Below are 15,040 nucleotides of genomic sequence, written 5' to 3'. Positions count from 1 at the left end.
CGGGGCCCCTCGTCCGCGGGCCTCACGGGGCCCGGGTGGCCAGGGCCTCCTCCGGCTCGCCGCTGACCCGTGGCTCGGTCAGCCGTACCTCGGTCGCCAGGCGGTGCGCGGGGTCGCGCACCTCGCCCACGAGGAGTTCCAGCACGTCCTCCAGGGCCACCAGGCCCAGCACCGTGCCGGAGGCGTCCGCCACCTGGGCCAGGTGGGTGGCCGCCCGGCGCATGACGGTCAGGGCGTCGTCCAGGGGCAGCTCGGCCCGCAGGGTCGCCATCGGGCGCCACGTCCGCTGCGGTACTGCCTGCTCGGCGTCCTCCACGTCGAGCACATCCTTGACGTGCACATAGCCGAGGAAGGCGCCGCCGGGGGCGGCGACCGGGAAGCGGGAGTAGCCGGTGCGGGCGGTGAGCGCGACGATCTCGGCCGACGTGACCGAAGGACCGACCGTGACCAGCGCCTGGGGCGGGAGCAGGACGTCCGTCACCGGGCGCGAGCCCAGCTCCAGGGCGTCCTCGAGGCGCTCCTGCTCCTCGGGGTCGAGAAGCCCCGCCTGGCGGGAGTCCTCGACCAGCCGGCCGAGCTGCACGCTGGTGAAGGCGGCCTCGACCTCGTCCTTCGGCTCGACGCGGAAGAGCCGCAGGACACCCTTGGCGCAGGCGCCGAGCGCCACCGTGATCGGCCGGCACAGCCGGGCGAAGGCGACCAGACCGGGGCCGAGCCACAGCGCCGCCTTCTCCGGCGCGGCCATGGCGAGGTTCTTCGGCACCATCTCGCCGATGAGGAGGTGGAAGAAGACCACGGCCGCGAGCGCGATGACGTAGCCGAGCGGGTGGACCACGCCGCTGGGCAGGTGCAGCCATGCGAACACCGGCTCCAGCAGGCGGGCCACCGTGGGTTCGGCGACGGCGCCCAGGGTGAGCGAGCAGACGGTGATGCCGAACTGGGCGGCGGCCATCATCTGCGGCAGCCGCTCAAGACCGTGCAGCACCTGGCGGGCCCGGGCGGTGCCGAGCGGTTCGATCTGGCTGCGGCGTACGGAGACGAGCGCGAACTCGGCGCCGACGAAGAAGCCGTTGGCGAGGACCAGCAGCGCGGCGAACAGCAGTTGGATCACGCTCATCGGGCGGCCTCCGCCACGGCCGGGACCGCGTCGGTCACGGTGGCGGTGCGGACCAGCCGGACCCGCTCCGCGCGGTAGTGCCCGACCTGGCGCACGGCCAGCCGCCAGCCCGGCAGCTCGGCGCGGTCGCCGGGGGCCGGGATACGGCCGAGCAGGTCGGCGACCAGTCCGGCGACGGTCTCGTACGGGCCTTCGGGCGCGTCCAGGCCGATCCTCCGGAGCAGGTCGACACGACAGCCGCCGTCGACGTCCCAGGCGGGGCTGCCGTCCTCGGGCGGGGCCGGTGCCACCTCCGGCACGTCGGTGGCGTCGTGCTCGTCGCGGACCTCGCCGACGAGCTCCTCGACGATGTCCTCCAGGGTGACGACGCCCGCGGTGCCGCCGTACTCGTCGACGACGACCGCGATCGGCTGCTCGTTGCGGAGCTGGGCGAGCAGCGGCTGCACCGGCAGGGTCTCGGGGACCAGCAGCGCCGGGCGGGCGATACGGCCCACCGGCGTGTGCAGCCACTCGTCGGACGGCACCGCGAGGGCGTCCTTGAGGTGGACCATGCCGACGACCTCGTCGATCTTCACGTGATAGACGGGGAAGCGGGACAGTCCGGTGGCGCGGGTGAGGTTGACCACGTCCTCGGCGGTCGCCGAGGACTGGAGCGCGCTGACCTTCACCCTCGGGGTCATGACGTGCTGTGCGGTCAGGTCGCCCAGGGACAGGGTGCGCACGAAGAGGTCCGCGGTGTCCTGTTCGAGGGCGCCGGCCCGGGCCGAGTGGCGGGCCAGGGAGACCAGCTCACCGGGGGTGCGGGCCGAGGCCAGCTCCTCCGTGGGTTCGACGCCCAGGGCGCGCACCAGCCGGTTGGCGACCGTGTTGAGCACGGAGATCACCGGGTGGAACAGGCGCGAGAAGAGGTGCTGGGGGCCGGCCACGAAGCGCGCCACCTGGAGGGGGCGGGAGACCGCCCAGTTCTTGGGTACGAGCTCGCCGATCACCATCTGGACCGCCGAGGCCAGCAGCATGCCGACGACGACGGCGACCCCGGAGACGGCTCCGCCGGGGACACCGGCGGCCGCGAACGGGCCGCGCAGCAGGCCGGCCAGCGCGGGTTCGGCGAGCATGCCGACGACCAGGGAGGTGATGGTGATGCCGAGCTGGGTGCCGGAGAGCTGGAAGGACAGCTCCTTGAGGGATTCGACGACCCTGAGGGCCCGTCTGTCGCCCTCCTCGGCGGCCTTCTCGGCGTCCGGTCGCTCGACCGTGACCAGGCCGAACTCGGCCGCGACGAAGAAGCCGTTGGCGAGAATGAGCAGGAAAGCCGCTCCGAGGAGCAGCAGGGGGGTGGTCATGATGCCGCCGCCTCCGCGTTCACGCGGAACAGGTCCGCGCTATGTCGGCAGGGGGCGGCGCAGGTACTGCAGGACGATCCGTCCATCGCCGGAGGGAGTCACTCCTCGGGTAGCAGGAGCCCCTGGCACCGGTCTTGGGACCCAGAGGCGGAGGCGCAGCGAAAACGCGTCCGCAACCAGATTAATCAAGACACGGGCCGATGCGGCAGGGTGGACGGCCCGAGTCAGCTATGAGGTTCGTCGCCAGATTGCTCGGGGCCCGCCGCCGAACGGGCTTCGACGAGCGCGCGCAGGGCGCGCGCGTCGGCGATGGCCTGCTGTTTCGCTATCCCCGGCTGTATGCCGAGGGCGGCCAGGCTGGTGCCGTCGCTGAGGTTCAGGAACACCCACGGATCACCCGGGCGCAGGTTGACCTGTATTATCTCCGCCCACTCCAGACGGCGGCGGCCGGCGATGTTGACGACGGTGACGCCCGAGTCGTCGGCGACGACCTTCGGCCGGGCGAGCAGGACGAGGACCCCCGCCAGGAGCGCGCCGGTGAAGGCGAAACTCACCCGTTCGCCGGGGCTGAGCTGCTCCAGCAGCAGCCCCACCGTGGTGATCACCACGAATATGACGGCCCCTGCGGTGAGCAGGACGGCCCGGGTGCGGCCCGGGCGGAAGGTGACGGGAAGTGCGGGCAGCTCGGACATCTCTGGTTGCCTCCTCGTCCCTCAGAGGCGGCAGGCGTGGATGGCCGTGGTGAGGATGGCCCGGGCGCCGAGCTCGTACAGATCGTCCATGATCCGCTGCGCCTCCTTGGCGGGAACCATGGCGCGCACGGCGACCCAGCCCTCGTTGTGCAGCGGCGAGACGGTCGGGGACTCCAGGCCGGGGGTGAGCGCGACGGCCCTCTCCAGCTGCTCGACCCGGCAGTCGTAGTCCATCATCACGTACGTCCGGGCCACCAGGACGCCCTGGAGGCGGCGCAGGAACTGCTGCACCTTGGGCTCCTCGACGTCGGCGCCGGTGCGGCGGACGACGATCGCCTCGGACTTCATGATCGACTCGCCGACGATCTCCAGGCCGGCGTTGCGCAGGGAGGTGCCGGTCTCGACGACGTCCGCGATGGCGTCGGCGACCCCGAGTTCGATGGCGGTCTCGACGGCGCCGTCCAGGTGGACGACGGAGGCGTCGATGCCGCTGTCGGCGAGGTGCTTGCTGACGATGCCCTCGTAGGACGTGGCGACCGTCCGGCCGTTCAGGTCCGCGATGCCGCCGACCGCGCCGGGCTTGGCCGCGTAGTGGAAGGTGGAGCGGGCGAAGCCGAGCGGCAGGATCTCCTCGGCGCCGGCGCCGGAGTCGATGAGCAGGTCGCGGCCGGTGATGCCGATGTCCAGGCGGCCGGTGGAGACGTAGATCGCGATGTCGCGGGGCCGGAGGTAGAAGAACTCGACCTCGTTGACCGGGTCGACGATCCGCAGTTCCTTGGACTCCCGCCGTTGCTGGTAGCCGGCCTCATGCAGCATGTCCGCCGCAGGGCCGGAGAGTGAACCCTTGTTGGGGACGGCGATGCGCAGCATGAGGTCGGCTTCCTTTGTTCGTCTCGTACGGGAGTGTGTGCGGTTGCTCGGGGTGCTCAGAGGTGGGCGTAGACGTCGTCCAGGGAGATGCCGCGGGCGACCATCATCACCTGGACGTGGTACAGCAGCTGCGAGATCTCCTCGGCGGCCGCCTCCTTGCCCTCGTACTCGGCGGCCATCCAGACCTCGGCGGCCTCCTCGACGACCTTCTTGCCGATGGCATGGACGCCCTTGCCGACCAGTTCGGCGGTGCGGGAAGTGGCGGGGTCGCCGTTGACTGCCTTGTGCTGGAGCTCGGTGAAGAGCTCCTCGAACGTCTTCTTGGACATGGTGGTGCCAACCCTACGCGCTCCGGGCGGCCGCTCACCGCCAGGGTTCGGATACTGAGCGGAGCGTGGCGGCGGTCGCGACCGCCGCGGTGACCGCCTCGTGGCCCTTGTCCTCGCTGGATCCCTCGATGCCCGCCCGGTCAAGGGCCTGTTCCTCGGTGTCGCAGGTGAGCACGCCGAAGCCGACCGGAACGCCGGTGTCGACCGACACCTGGGTCAGGCCGACCGTGACTCCCTGGCACACGTAGTCGAAGTGGGGGGTTCCGCCGCGGATGACGACGCCGAGGGCGACGATCGCGTCGTAGCCGCGGCCTGCCAGCACCTTCGCCACCACCGGGAGCTCGAAGCTGCCGGGGACCCGGAGCAGGGTCGGCTCGTCGATCCCCAGTTCGTGCAGGGCGCGCAGGGCCCCGTCCACCAGTCCGTCCATCACCTTCTCGTGCCACTGCGCCGCGACGACGGCGACCCTGAGGTCCCCGACGTTCTGGACGGACAGTTCCGGTGCACCCTTGCCGCTCACGTGTCTCCTCGCGTCTGTTCGCTTACTGGTTGCCGCAGGTGGACACGGCGGTGGTGTCCAGCCAGGGCAGGTCGTGCCCCATCCGGTCCCGCTTGGTGCGCAGGTACCGGAGGTTGTGCTCGCCGGCCTGGACGGGCATCGGCTCCCGTCCGGTGACCTTCAGGCCGTGGTGGAGCAGGGCGTCGGTCTTGTCGGGGTTGTTGGTCAGCAGGCGGACGCTCGTCACCCCGAGGTCCTGGAGGATCCGCGCGCCGGCGCCGTAGTCGCGGGCGTCGGCGGGCAGTCCGAGTTCGAGGTTGGCGTCGAGGGTGTCCCGGCCGCGCTCCTGGAGCTCGTAGGCGCGCAGCTTGGACATCAGGCCGATGCCGCGTCCCTCGTGGCCGCGCAGGTAGACCACCACTCCCCGGCCCTCCTTCTGGATGCGCTCCAGGGAGGTGTCCAGCTGGGGGCCGCAGTCGCAGCGCTGGGAGCCGAAGACGTCTCCGGTGAGGCACTCGGAGTGGACGCGGACCAGGACGTCCTCGCCGTCGCCGATCTCGCCGTGCACCAGGGCCACGTGCTCGACGCCGTCGGCGGTGGAGCGGTAGCCGTACGCGGTGAAGACGCCGTGCGCGGTGGGCAGGCGGACCTCGGCCTCGCGGAGGACCGCGGGCTGGGACGGCCGTTCCCCCTGCTCGGGCAGGTCCGGGAGTTCGGGCGAGCGACGGTGCGCGATCAGGTCCTCGATGGAGATGATCGTCAGGCCGTGCTTGCGGGCGAAGACGATCAGCTCGGGCAGGCGGAGCATCCGGCCGTCCTCGCCGGCGATCTCGACGATCGCGCCGGCCGGACGGAGCCCCGCGAGCCGGGCGAGGTCGACGGCCGCCTCGGTGTGGCCGGGGCGGACGAGCACCCCGCCGGGGCGGGCGCGCAGCGGGAAGACGTGGCCGGGGCGGACCAGGTCGGTGGGCTCCGCGGTGCCGCTCGCCAGCAGCTGGAGGGTGGTGGCGCGGTCGGAGGCGGAGATGCCGGTGGTGACGCCGTGGGCGGCGCCGGCGTCGACGGAGACCGTGAAGGCGGTCTTCATCGACTCGGTGTTCTCCTCGACCATCTGCGGCAGCTTCAGCCGGTCCAGCTCCTCGCCCTCCATGGGGGCGCAGATCAGGCCGCGGCACTCGCTCATCATGAAGGCGACGATCTCGGGGGTCGCCTTCTCGGCGGCGATGACGAGGTCGCCCTCGTTCTCGCGGTCCTCGTCGTCGACGACCACGACCGGGCGGCCGGCCGCGATGTCGGCGACGGCCTGCTCGACGGGGTCGAGGGTGAAGTCCTCCATGGTGTCGGTGCCGTAGAGGACGGGTGCCGCTGTCATGCGGGCGCTCCTTCCAGGACCGGCCGCGCGTCCGTGCGGGTGCGCAGCCACCAGTCGCGCATGCCCCACAGGACGAGCGCGCCGTAGATGATGTAGACGAAGCCGGAGAAGGCGAAGCCGTTGGCGAAGTTGAGCGGTACGCCGACGACGTCGACGAGCAGCCAGGCGAACCAGAACTCGACCATGCCGCGCGCCTGCGCGTACATGGCGACGACGGTGCCGACGAAGATGTAGGCGTCGGGCCAGGGGTCCCAGGACAGCGACGGGTAGGCCTGGAACAGTCCGGCGACGGCGACCGTGCCGACCGCGGCGGCGCCGAGCAGCACGGCACGCTCGCGCCAGGTGGCGAACCGTACGGCGATGTGGCCGTCCGCCGCCCCGCCCTTGCCGCGGTTCCATTGCCACCAGCCGAAGACGGCGACGACCATGACGACGATCTGCTTGCCCGCGCTGCCCGAGAGGTGGGCGGTGGAGAACGCGGCGAACAGGATCAGGCCGGACAGGAACTGGGTGGGCCAGCTCCAGATGGAGCGCCGCCAGCCGAACGCCAGGCCGAGCAGGCCGATGACGTTGCCGGTCATGTCCGACCACTTGATGTGCTGGCCGAGGAGCGTGAACGCCTCGGAGTTGAGCCAGTTCACCGTCCGGCTCCTCGGGAACGGTCGCCGAGCAGCCGCTCGACGTACTTGGCGACGACGTCCACCTCGAGGTTGACCGGGTCGCCCGCCTGCTTCAGGCCGAGGGTGGTCAGGGCCAGGGTGGTGGGGATGAGGCTGACGGTGAAGTGCGCGTCGCCGGCCTCGACGACGGTGAGGCTGATGCCGTCGACGGTGATGGAGCCCTTCTCGACGACGTAGCGCGCGAGGTCCTCCGGCAGCGAGATCTTCACGATCTCCCAGTGCTCGGAGGGGGTGCGCTCCAGGATCGTGCCGGTGCCGTCGACGTGGCCCTGCACGATGTGGCCGCCGAGGCGGGCGCCGACGGCGGTGGGGCGTTCGAGGTTGACGCGGGAGCCGGTGGTGAGGACGCCGAGGCTGGAGCGCTTGAGGGTCTCCGCCATCACGTCGGCGGTGAACTCGTCGCCCTCGTGCTCGACGACGGTGAGACAGACGCCGTTCACGGCGATGGAGTCGCCATGCCGCGCGCCCTCGGTCACGACGGGGCCGCGGAGCCGGAAGCGGGCGGCGTCGCCGAGGTCCTCCACGGCGGTGACTTCGCCCAGCTCTTCGACGATTCCGGTGAACACTTCCCGGGTCCTCCTGCCTCTTCGGGCACGGACTCCGGGGGCTGCCGACGTCGACAGACTGCACGAACGAGGACACTCGGAGGACGACGCCGGACGGGACCCGCCCGCGGAGGGCGAGCCCAGAGACGGCGGCGCACACGGATGTGCTCGCTCGCCGCGCACTGCCTCCCATCCGGACTTTAACCGTCGGTCCAGGAATTCCACCTGGTCAACCGGCCGCTGGAAGCGACCGGGTCGCGGACTGTAACCGCCGGTTCGGACTTTCACCGACCCCGGAGTGCGCTGCTACTGGTACAGAGCCAGTGTGCCACGCCCGATCGGTGTGACCACGGACGAAGCGTGTGGGCTGGCTCACAGAACGGACCGCCCGCGCTGCGGTGCGCGGGCGTGGAGGTCCGGCGGCGGGCAAGGGCCGTCGTCACCGCCGCCGGACCGGTCTGCGCGGAAGTCCGACCCTAAATGGACTAGACCAGGCAGGTCAACAGATGCGTGGGGCACGCAAGTTCCACCCTGCGGGACCGAACGCCCGCCGCGAGCTGTGCAGTTCGCACGGGACTGGGCCCGACTCCCTTACGGTGCGGGGCCGATGCCGCGGGGCCCCGGCCCGTTTCCGTGGGACGCCACGCCGACTTCCGTGAGGCGCCACGCCGACTCCGTGGAGCGCCGGGCTGACTTCGTGGAGCGCCGGCCCGATTCCGTGAGGCGCCACGCCGACTCCGCGAAACGCCACGCCGACTCCCGCGCGGCGCCGAGCCGACTCCGCGAAACGCCAGGCCGACCGCCCGTGCGGCGTCAAGCCGACTTCCGTGCGGCGCCGAGCCGACTTCCAGGCGATGCCGAGCCGACTTCCGGGCGATGCCAAGCCGACTTCCGGGCGATGCCAAGCCGACTTCCGGGCGATGCCAAGCCGACTTCCGGGCGATGCCAAGCCGACTTCCGGGCGATGCCAAGCCGACTTCCGGGCGATGCCGAGCCGGCTCCAGGCGGCCTCAGCGCTCCGGTGGGGCGAACAGGTCGTCCTGGGCGCGGTCGCGGGCGGTCACGAGCGCGCCGCGCAGTACCGCACGGCCGCCGAGCGTGCCCGCCCTCACCTCGGTGGGCAGCGGGGACATCCGGGCCACGCGCTCCGCCACGCGCGCGGCGAGCGCGTCTCCGCCGGCCTGCCCGATCTCGCCCCCGAGGACCACGCATCCGGGATCGAGAACGGCCACCACCGAGGCCACCCCGAGGACGACGCGGTCGGCCAGGGCGTCGAGGAAGCGCGAGGCCGCCGCGGAGCCGGCGGCCCCCGTGGTCGCCCGTGCCGCCGCCCGCACCAGTTCCGCGGCGACCGGCTCCGCACCCGTTCCCTCCGCGCGGTCCGAGCCGGTTCCGTCCGCCGACAGCCCGTGCCGCTCGGCCAGTTCCGTCACCGCCGCGGCGCCGGCCAGGGAGTGGAAGCCGTCCGCGCAGCCCGTCGCCGAGGGCAGTCCCTCGGTGCCCGGGACGGGCAGGAAGCCGATCTCGCCGGTGCCTCCGGAAGCACCGCGGCGCAGGGCTCCGTCCAGGACGACGGCCGCGCCGGTGCCGTGGCCGAGCCACAGCAGGACGAAGGTGTCCCGGCCCCGGGCGGCCCCGTCGCGCTGCTCGGCCAGCGCCGCGAGGTTGGTCTCGTTCTCGACGATGACCTGGGCCCCCCGCAGCCGCTCCTGCAGGGCGGCCACCAGCCGGCGGTGCCATTCGGGCAGTCCCGTGGAGTCGCGGAGTTCGCCGGTGACCGGGTCGATCAGGCCCGGCGCGCCGATGCCGACCGTGTGCAGCCGCTCCGCCCCCGCCTCCTTGACCACCCGCTCCACCAGACCGACCGCCTGCTCCAGTGCTGGCCCGGTGCCCGCGTCGCCACCGATCGGCACGGACTCCGCGGCCAGTTCCCGGCCCAGCAGGTCGGCGACGGTCACGGACACGCTGTCCGTGCGGACGTCGAGGGCGGCCAGATGGGCACGGTCGGCGACGATGCCGTACAGCCGCGCGTTGGGCCCGCGCCGCTGCTCGCCGGACTCACCGACCACGGAGATCAGGCCGGAGGCCGTCAGCCGCTCGACGAGGTCGGCGACGGTGGGCCGGGACAGACCGGTGAGCTGCTTCAACTGCCCTGCTGTCAGAGGTCCTTGCTGCTGAAGCAGCCGCAGGGCGAGCCGGTCGTTGATGGCCCGGGCGGTGCTCGGTGATGCGGGCATGCCGGGAATCCTCCCAGATCTGCGGGCTGCTGCCGTCCGCGATGTCGGCTATCTATCAGGCAGGTTCCCTGATAGTTTACGTCGGCGCGAGAGCGCGAGGGGCAACGACGGTCAGCCCGGGAGGGGCCGGACAATGAGTGCAGTGGTCTACGAACATCGCGAGGTACGGCGCGCCCGGTACGCCGTGTCGGCCGTCTTCGCCGTGCACGGCGCCGTCACCGGCTCGTTCGCGACCCGTGTGCCGTGGATTCAGGACCACGCCGGGGTCAGCGCCGGGCAGCTCGGTCTCGCGCTGGCCTTCCCGGCGCTCGGCGCGTCCCTCGCGATGCCGCTCGCGGGCGGCATCAGCCACCGCTTCGGCGCCCGCAACGCGCTGCGCGGCCTGATCGCGCTGTGGACGCTCGCCCTCGTCCTGCCCTCCCTCGCGCCGAACCTCCTGACCCTGTGCCTCGGCCTCTTCCTCTACGGCGCCACGGCGGGCATGGCTGACGTCGCGATGAACGCCCTCGGGGTGGAGGTCGAGAACCGGCTCGACCGCTCGATCATGTCCGGCCTGCACGGCATGTGGAGCGCGGGCGCCCTGGTCGGCTCGGCGGCCGGCACGGTGGCCGCGCACCTCGGCTCGGACGCGCGGCTGCACCATCTGCTGGCCGCCGCCGTGCTGACCGTGCTGGGCGTGGCCGCCTGCACCTGGGTGCTCGACCTCCAGCCCGCGCAGGACGAGGAGCCGCCGCCCCGGTTCGCGCTGCCGCCGAAGTCGGCGCTGCTGATCGGCGCGATCGGGTTCTGCGCGGTGTTCGCGGAGGGCGCCAGCCTGGACTGGTCGGCGGTCTATCTGCGGCACCAGCTGGAGACCTCGGCCGGGCTCGCGGCGGCCTGCACCACGGGCTTCACCCTCACCATGGCGATCGCACGGATCGCGGGCGACCGGGTGGTGGACCGGTTCGGCGCCGTGCGCACGGTGCGGGCGAGCGGCGTGCTGGCGGTCCTCGGCGGCCTGCTCGTCGTCACCGGGGGCCATCCGGCGGTGGCGATGACCGGGTTCGCGCTGATGGGCCTCGGTATCGCGGTCGTCGTACCGCTGTGCTTCGCCGCGGCCGGCCGCAGCGGCCCGAACCCCAGCCAGGCGATCGCCGGTGTCGCGACCATCACGTACACCTCGGGGCTCGTCGCGCCGAGCGCGATCGGCGGACTGGCCCAGGCGACCAGCCTGGTGGTCTCCTTCGGCCTGGTGACCCTCCTCGCGTGCGGTCTGGTCGCCTTCGCGGGAGTGCTCAGGGCCGGCGACCGGAACCGGACGAAGATCGGCCCCGCGAGCACCGCGGTGCCCGACCCGCGGCCCTGAGCGGCGCCTGAGCGCGGCCTCAACGGGGCTGAGCAGGGGCGGGTGAGGACGGGACCCTCCGGCACCCCCGACAATGGTGCGGACAGGCTCCACGTACAGAGAAAGCGAAATCCCACCATGGACCTCGGCGTGCGCTGGAAGCTGCACGGTGACGGGCGCACGCCCGCACCCGGAGCGGTGGTACGGCCCGACGAACGACTCTCCTGGCCCCGCACGGCAGGACTCGGCGCCCAGCACGTCGTGGCCATGTTCGGCGCATCCTTCGTCGCTCCCGTGCTCATGGGCCTCGACCCCAACCTCGCGATCATGATGTCGGGCGTCGCGACCGTGATCTTCCTGCTCGCCACCCGCGGCCGGGTGCCCAGCTATCTGGGCTGCTCGCTCTCCTTCGTGGGCGTCGCCGCGGTCATCCGGGCGCAGGGCGGCACCAGCGCAACCGTGACCGGCGCGGTCTTCGTCGTCGGTGCCGCGCTGTTCCTGGTCGGTCTCGCCGTGCAGCGCTTCGGGGCACGGATCATCCACGCCGCGATGCCGCCGATCGTCACCGGCGCGGTCGTCATGCTGATCGGCTTCAACCTCGCTCCCGTCACCGCCTCCACCTACTGGCCGCAGGACCAGTGGACGGCCCTGCTCGTCATGCTGTTCACCGGTCTGGCCGTCGTGTGCCTGCGCGGCTTCTGGTCCCGGATCGCGATCTTCCTCGGGCTGGTCTTCGGCTACGGCATCTCCTGGGTGCTCGACCGGGTCCTCGGAAAGATCCACTCCGTGGACGCGGGCGGCAGGCTCACCGACCACTGGCGCCTGGACCTCTCGGGTGTGGGCAAGGCCGACTGGATCGGGCTGCCGTCCTTCCACGGGCCCAGCTTCCAGTGGTCGGCGATCCTCGTGGCACTGCCCGTCGTCATCGCGCTGGTCGCGGAGAACGCGGGGCATGTGAAGGCGGTCGGCGAGATGACCGGCGACCCGCTGGACGACAAGCTCGGCACCGCGATCTCGGCGGACGGTGTGGCCTCCATGCTGTCGACCGCGGTGGGCGGTCCGCCGAACACCACCTACTCCGAGAACATCGGCGTGATGGCCGCGACCCGCGTCTACTCCACCGCCGCGTACTGGGCCGCCGCGGGCTTCGCGCTGCTGTTCGGCGTCTGCCCCAAGTTCGGCGCGATAGTGGCCGCGATCCCGGGCGGTGTCCTCGGCGGCATCACCGTCATCCTGTACGGCATGATCGGTCTGCTCGGCGCGCAGATCTGGATCAACGCCAAGGTCGACCTGCGCAATCCGCTGAATCTGGTGCCGGCCGCGGCGGGCATCATCATCGGCGTCGGCAACGTCAGCCTGAAGTTCAGCGACACCTTCTCCCTCAGCGGCATCGCGCTCGGCACCCTGGTCGTCATCACCGGCTACCACGCGCTGCGCGCCTTCGCGCCGGCCCACCTCAAGCGGCAGGAGCCGCTGCTGGACGAGGGCACGTCGTCGTACGGCGAGGAGGCCGAGGGCACCGGGCCGGCCTCGTAGGCCGCCGCCCGGCCCGCCCCGTGGGAGCGCCCCGCCCGGTCCGCCGGCGGGCGCGTTCCCTCGTTCCGGGGAAGCGCCGGGCCCGTCGGCGCCCGGGCCGGCCCGGGCCTGGGACGCTGCCCCCATGGCGCAATCGGCACAACCCGCCCAGGGCGGCCCGGACACAGGCGACGCGGCGGACGCGACGGTCGTCCGGATGCGCGACCTGGCCGCCGCGCTGCCCGAGCGCGACGGGATCGCGGTCTTCCACCGTGTGTACCTCGCCGTCACCGAGGCGGCCCGCCGGTGGCCGGCGACCACGCTGGACGCGCCGCTCGCCGGGCGGTACCTCACCGCCGTGGACGCGGCCGCCGACGCGCGGCGGACACCCGCCTGCTGGCGGCCGGTGCTCCAGTTCCGCCGGCACCCCGGGGTACGGCCGGCGCAGTTCGCGCTGGCGGGCCTCCACGCCCACATCGGCCACGACCTGGCCCTCGCCGTGGTGGACGCCTGCCGGGCGGCGCGGTGCGAACCGGCCGACCTGGAGGGCGAGTTCGACCGCGTCGGCGACTTCCTCCTGTCGCTGGAGGAGCGCGTCCGCGAGGATCTGGCGCCCGGTCCCGAACTGCTCCGGATCACCGACCCGCTCACCCACCTGCTCGGCTCATGGGACCTGGAGCGGGCGCGGGAGGCGAGCTGGTCGGCCGCCCGGGCACTGTGGGCGCTGCGCCGACTGCCCGACGTGGCGGAGGAGTTCGCCCGGCGGCTGGACGCGGCGGTCGGCTTCGACTGCCGCATGATGCTCACTCCGCTGTCCGGCTGATCCGGACATCCACGGGCACCTTCCCGGAACAGCCTCATGATCACTGTACGTTGACCACGGGACACGGACGATCACGAAGGAGCGCACCGTCATGGCGACCCGGCTGGGCATCGGTCTTCCGCAGAACCGTCAGTACGACCTCGGCAGGGACGTGCCCGACGTGGCACGCGCCGTGGAGCGCATCGGCTACGACAGCGTGTGGGTCTACGAGCGGGCCCTGTTCCCGGAGCCCGCCACGCAGGGGCTGTACGGCATGGAGGGCGTGCCCTGGCCCGACTCCTACCGGCACGTGGCCGACCCGCTGGTCACCCTCGCCCTGGCCGCGGCGGTCACCGAACGGGTCGGGCTGGGCACCAGCGTGCTGGTCGCGCCGCTGCACGTGCCGTTCCAGCTCGCCCGGTCCCTCGCCACGCTGGACGCGGCCTCGGGCGGCCGGGTGATCGCCGGCTTCGGCACCGGCTGGTCCCTGGACGAGTACGCGGCGACGGGGATCCGGCCGATCAAGGAGCGCGGCCGGGTGCTGGACGAGGTGATCGACGTCTGCAGGGCCGTGTGGGGGCCCGACCCGGTGCGCTACGACGGCCGCATCACGAAGATCGAGTCGGCCGTGGTGGGCCCCAAGCCGGCCCGGCCGATCCCGATCCTGCTGGCCGCGAGCACCCGCAGGGCCAGGGAGCGGCTCGTCGAGCACGCCGACGGCTGGCTGCCGGTGGCCGCGGGCGGCGCCGAGCGGCTCGCGAGCGAGTGGGACGCGGTGCGGGACCTGGCCGCCGAGCGGGGCCGGCAGCAGCCGATCCGGACGGTGCTGCGGGTCAACGCGGCGTACTCGGCCAAGGCGTACGACGGTGCCGGGCGCCGGCCCTTCCAGGGCAACGCGGCCCAGATCGCCGAGGACGTCCTCGCGTACGCGGCGATCGGCCTGGAGGAGATCCTGATCGATGTGCAGGGCCACCTGCGGGATGCCGAGGAGCTCAAGGACGTCGCCGCGGAGGTGTTCGGGGCTGCGCGGGCGGCCGGGGTATGACCGCCCTCAACTCCTCTCAGTCCTCCGGGAGTTCGACCGGGGCGATCTCGTCGTAGACGTCGCCGGGGCCGGGGTTGGCCGGGTCGGTGCCGCCGCCGAACTGGTGCATGACGCCCCAGACCGCGTTCAGCGCGGTCTGCACGGCACCCTCGGCCCACCCGGCCGTCCAGGAGATGTCGTCGCCGGCGAGGAAGACACCCCGCTTGTCCTCGGGCAGCCGGTCCTGCATGAAGTGGGTGAACAGGCGCCGCTGGTAGCGGTAGTGGCCGGGCAGGTTGGCCTTGAAGGCGCCCATGAAGTAGGGCTCGTTCTCCCAGGACACGGTCACCGGGCTGCCGATGACGTGCTTGCGGATGTCCACGTTCGGATAGATCTCCGACAGTGACTTCAGCATGACCTCCATCCGCTCGTTCGCGGACAGCGGCAGCCACTTCAGGCTGTCGTCGCACCAGGTGTAGGAGAGGCAGATGACGGCGGGCCTGTCCGGGCCGTCGTCGAGCAGGTAGGTGCCGCGGGTCATGCGGTCGGTGAGCGTCATCGACATCACGTCCCGGCCGGTCGGCTCGCCCTTGTCGTCGACGGCCTTGTCCAGCCAGAAGGGCCGGTCCACGGGCACGAACAGCTTGCTGGACTCCATGTAGTGGGTGCGCTCGATCGCGGTCCAGTGGTC

At 72.3% G+C, this 15,040-nt stretch carries 15 protein-coding genes and 1 riboswitch; of the genes, 4 read left to right on the top strand and 11 right to left on the bottom strand.

The window, feature by feature from the left end:
• Positions 1 to 22: 22 nt before the first annotated feature.
• The 10 genes from CG719_RS08660 to CG719_RS08615 all read right to left on the bottom strand — a co-directional run bounded on the left by CG719_RS08660 (position 23) and on the right by CG719_RS08615 (position 9,684).
• On the bottom strand, positions 23 to 1,117 hold the full coding sequence (locus CG719_RS08660; RefSeq protein ID WP_100567922.1) for a hemolysin family protein: 1,095 nt from the start codon (positions 1,115 to 1,117) through the stop codon (positions 23 to 25).
• Positions 1,114 to 2,460, bottom strand: a complete 1,347-nt coding sequence (locus tag CG719_RS08655) for a hemolysin family protein (protein WP_100567921.1) — start codon at positions 2,458 to 2,460, stop codon at positions 1,114 to 1,116. Before CG719_RS08655 ends, CG719_RS08660 begins: the two co-directional genes overlap by 4 nt.
• A gap of 224 nt (positions 2,461 to 2,684) precedes the next feature.
• On the bottom strand, positions 2,685 to 3,152 hold the full coding sequence (locus CG719_RS08650; protein WP_100567920.1) for a PH domain-containing protein: 468 nt from the start codon (positions 3,150 to 3,152) through the stop codon (positions 2,685 to 2,687).
• A gap of 21 nt (positions 3,153 to 3,173) precedes the next feature.
• Complete coding sequence (gene hisG / locus CG719_RS08645) at positions 3,174 to 4,022, bottom strand: ATP phosphoribosyltransferase (RefSeq protein ID WP_100567919.1); 849 nt, start codon at positions 4,020 to 4,022, stop codon at positions 3,174 to 3,176.
• A 56-nt stretch (positions 4,023 to 4,078) separates the two neighbouring features.
• On the bottom strand, positions 4,079 to 4,351 hold the full coding sequence (locus CG719_RS08640; RefSeq protein ID WP_030048796.1) for a phosphoribosyl-ATP diphosphatase: 273 nt from the start codon (positions 4,349 to 4,351) through the stop codon (positions 4,079 to 4,081).
• Positions 4,352 to 4,385: 34 nt separating this feature from the next.
• Positions 4,386 to 4,871, bottom strand: a complete 486-nt coding sequence (ribH, locus tag CG719_RS08635) for a 6,7-dimethyl-8-ribityllumazine synthase (RefSeq protein ID WP_100567918.1) — start codon at positions 4,869 to 4,871, stop codon at positions 4,386 to 4,388.
• Between the two features lie 22 nt (positions 4,872 to 4,893).
• Positions 4,894 to 6,222: a bifunctional 3,4-dihydroxy-2-butanone-4-phosphate synthase/GTP cyclohydrolase II gene (locus CG719_RS08630; protein WP_100567917.1), complete on the bottom strand. Its 1,329-nt coding sequence runs from the start codon at positions 6,220 to 6,222 to the stop codon at positions 4,894 to 4,896.
• Positions 6,219 to 6,863, bottom strand: coding sequence for a nicotinamide mononucleotide transporter family protein (locus CG719_RS08625; protein ID WP_100567916.1), 645 nt, complete (start codon positions 6,861 to 6,863; stop codon positions 6,219 to 6,221). Before CG719_RS08625 ends, CG719_RS08630 begins: the two co-directional genes overlap by 4 nt.
• On the bottom strand, positions 6,860 to 7,468 hold the full coding sequence (locus tag CG719_RS08620) for a riboflavin synthase (RefSeq protein ID WP_100567915.1): 609 nt from the start codon (positions 7,466 to 7,468) through the stop codon (positions 6,860 to 6,862). The genes CG719_RS08625 and CG719_RS08620 overlap by 4 nt, the downstream gene beginning before the upstream one ends.
• A 154-nt stretch (positions 7,469 to 7,622) precedes the next feature.
• Positions 7,623 to 7,753, bottom strand: a riboswitch (FMN riboswitch).
• Positions 7,754 to 8,457: 704 nt separating this feature from the next.
• Positions 8,458 to 9,684, bottom strand: coding sequence for an ROK family transcriptional regulator (locus CG719_RS08615; RefSeq protein ID WP_100567914.1), 1,227 nt, complete (start codon positions 9,682 to 9,684; stop codon positions 8,458 to 8,460).
• A gap of 133 nt (positions 9,685 to 9,817) precedes the next feature.
• On the opposite strand from CG719_RS08615, the gene CG719_RS08610 reads away from it, so the two are divergent.
• From CG719_RS08610 to CG719_RS08595, 4 genes are all read left to right on the top strand, one after another.
• Complete coding sequence (locus tag CG719_RS08610; protein WP_100567913.1) at positions 9,818 to 11,029, top strand: MFS transporter; 1,212 nt, start codon at positions 9,818 to 9,820, stop codon at positions 11,027 to 11,029.
• A 117-nt stretch (positions 11,030 to 11,146) separates the two neighbouring features.
• Positions 11,147 to 12,544, top strand: a complete 1,398-nt coding sequence (locus tag CG719_RS08605) for a uracil-xanthine permease family protein (protein ID WP_100567912.1) — start codon at positions 11,147 to 11,149, stop codon at positions 12,542 to 12,544.
• A gap of 124 nt (positions 12,545 to 12,668) precedes the next feature.
• The gene (locus CG719_RS08600) at positions 12,669 to 13,346 is read left to right on the top strand and encodes a DUF5995 family protein (protein WP_267895345.1); all 678 of its coding nucleotides are present in this window, start codon (positions 12,669 to 12,671) and stop codon (positions 13,344 to 13,346) included.
• 91 nt (positions 13,347 to 13,437) lie between these two features.
• Positions 13,438 to 14,370: an LLM class F420-dependent oxidoreductase gene (locus CG719_RS08595; protein WP_100567911.1), complete on the top strand. Its 933-nt coding sequence runs from the start codon at positions 13,438 to 13,440 to the stop codon at positions 14,368 to 14,370.
• Between the two features lie 16 nt (positions 14,371 to 14,386).
• On the opposite strand, the gene CG719_RS36285 is transcribed toward CG719_RS08595, so the two are convergent.
• Positions 14,387 to 15,040: flavin monoamine oxidase family protein (locus tag CG719_RS36285; protein WP_234375487.1), on the bottom strand; the 654-nt coding region annotated here is incomplete at its 5' end.

Origin of the sequence: Streptomyces sp. CB01373, assembly GCF_002803075.1 — a bacterium.
Lineage (GTDB): Bacteria > Actinomycetota > Actinomycetes > Streptomycetales > Streptomycetaceae > Streptomyces.
Note: the sequence above shows the minus strand (reverse complement) of the source record. Positions and strands in the feature narration are given on the sequence as shown.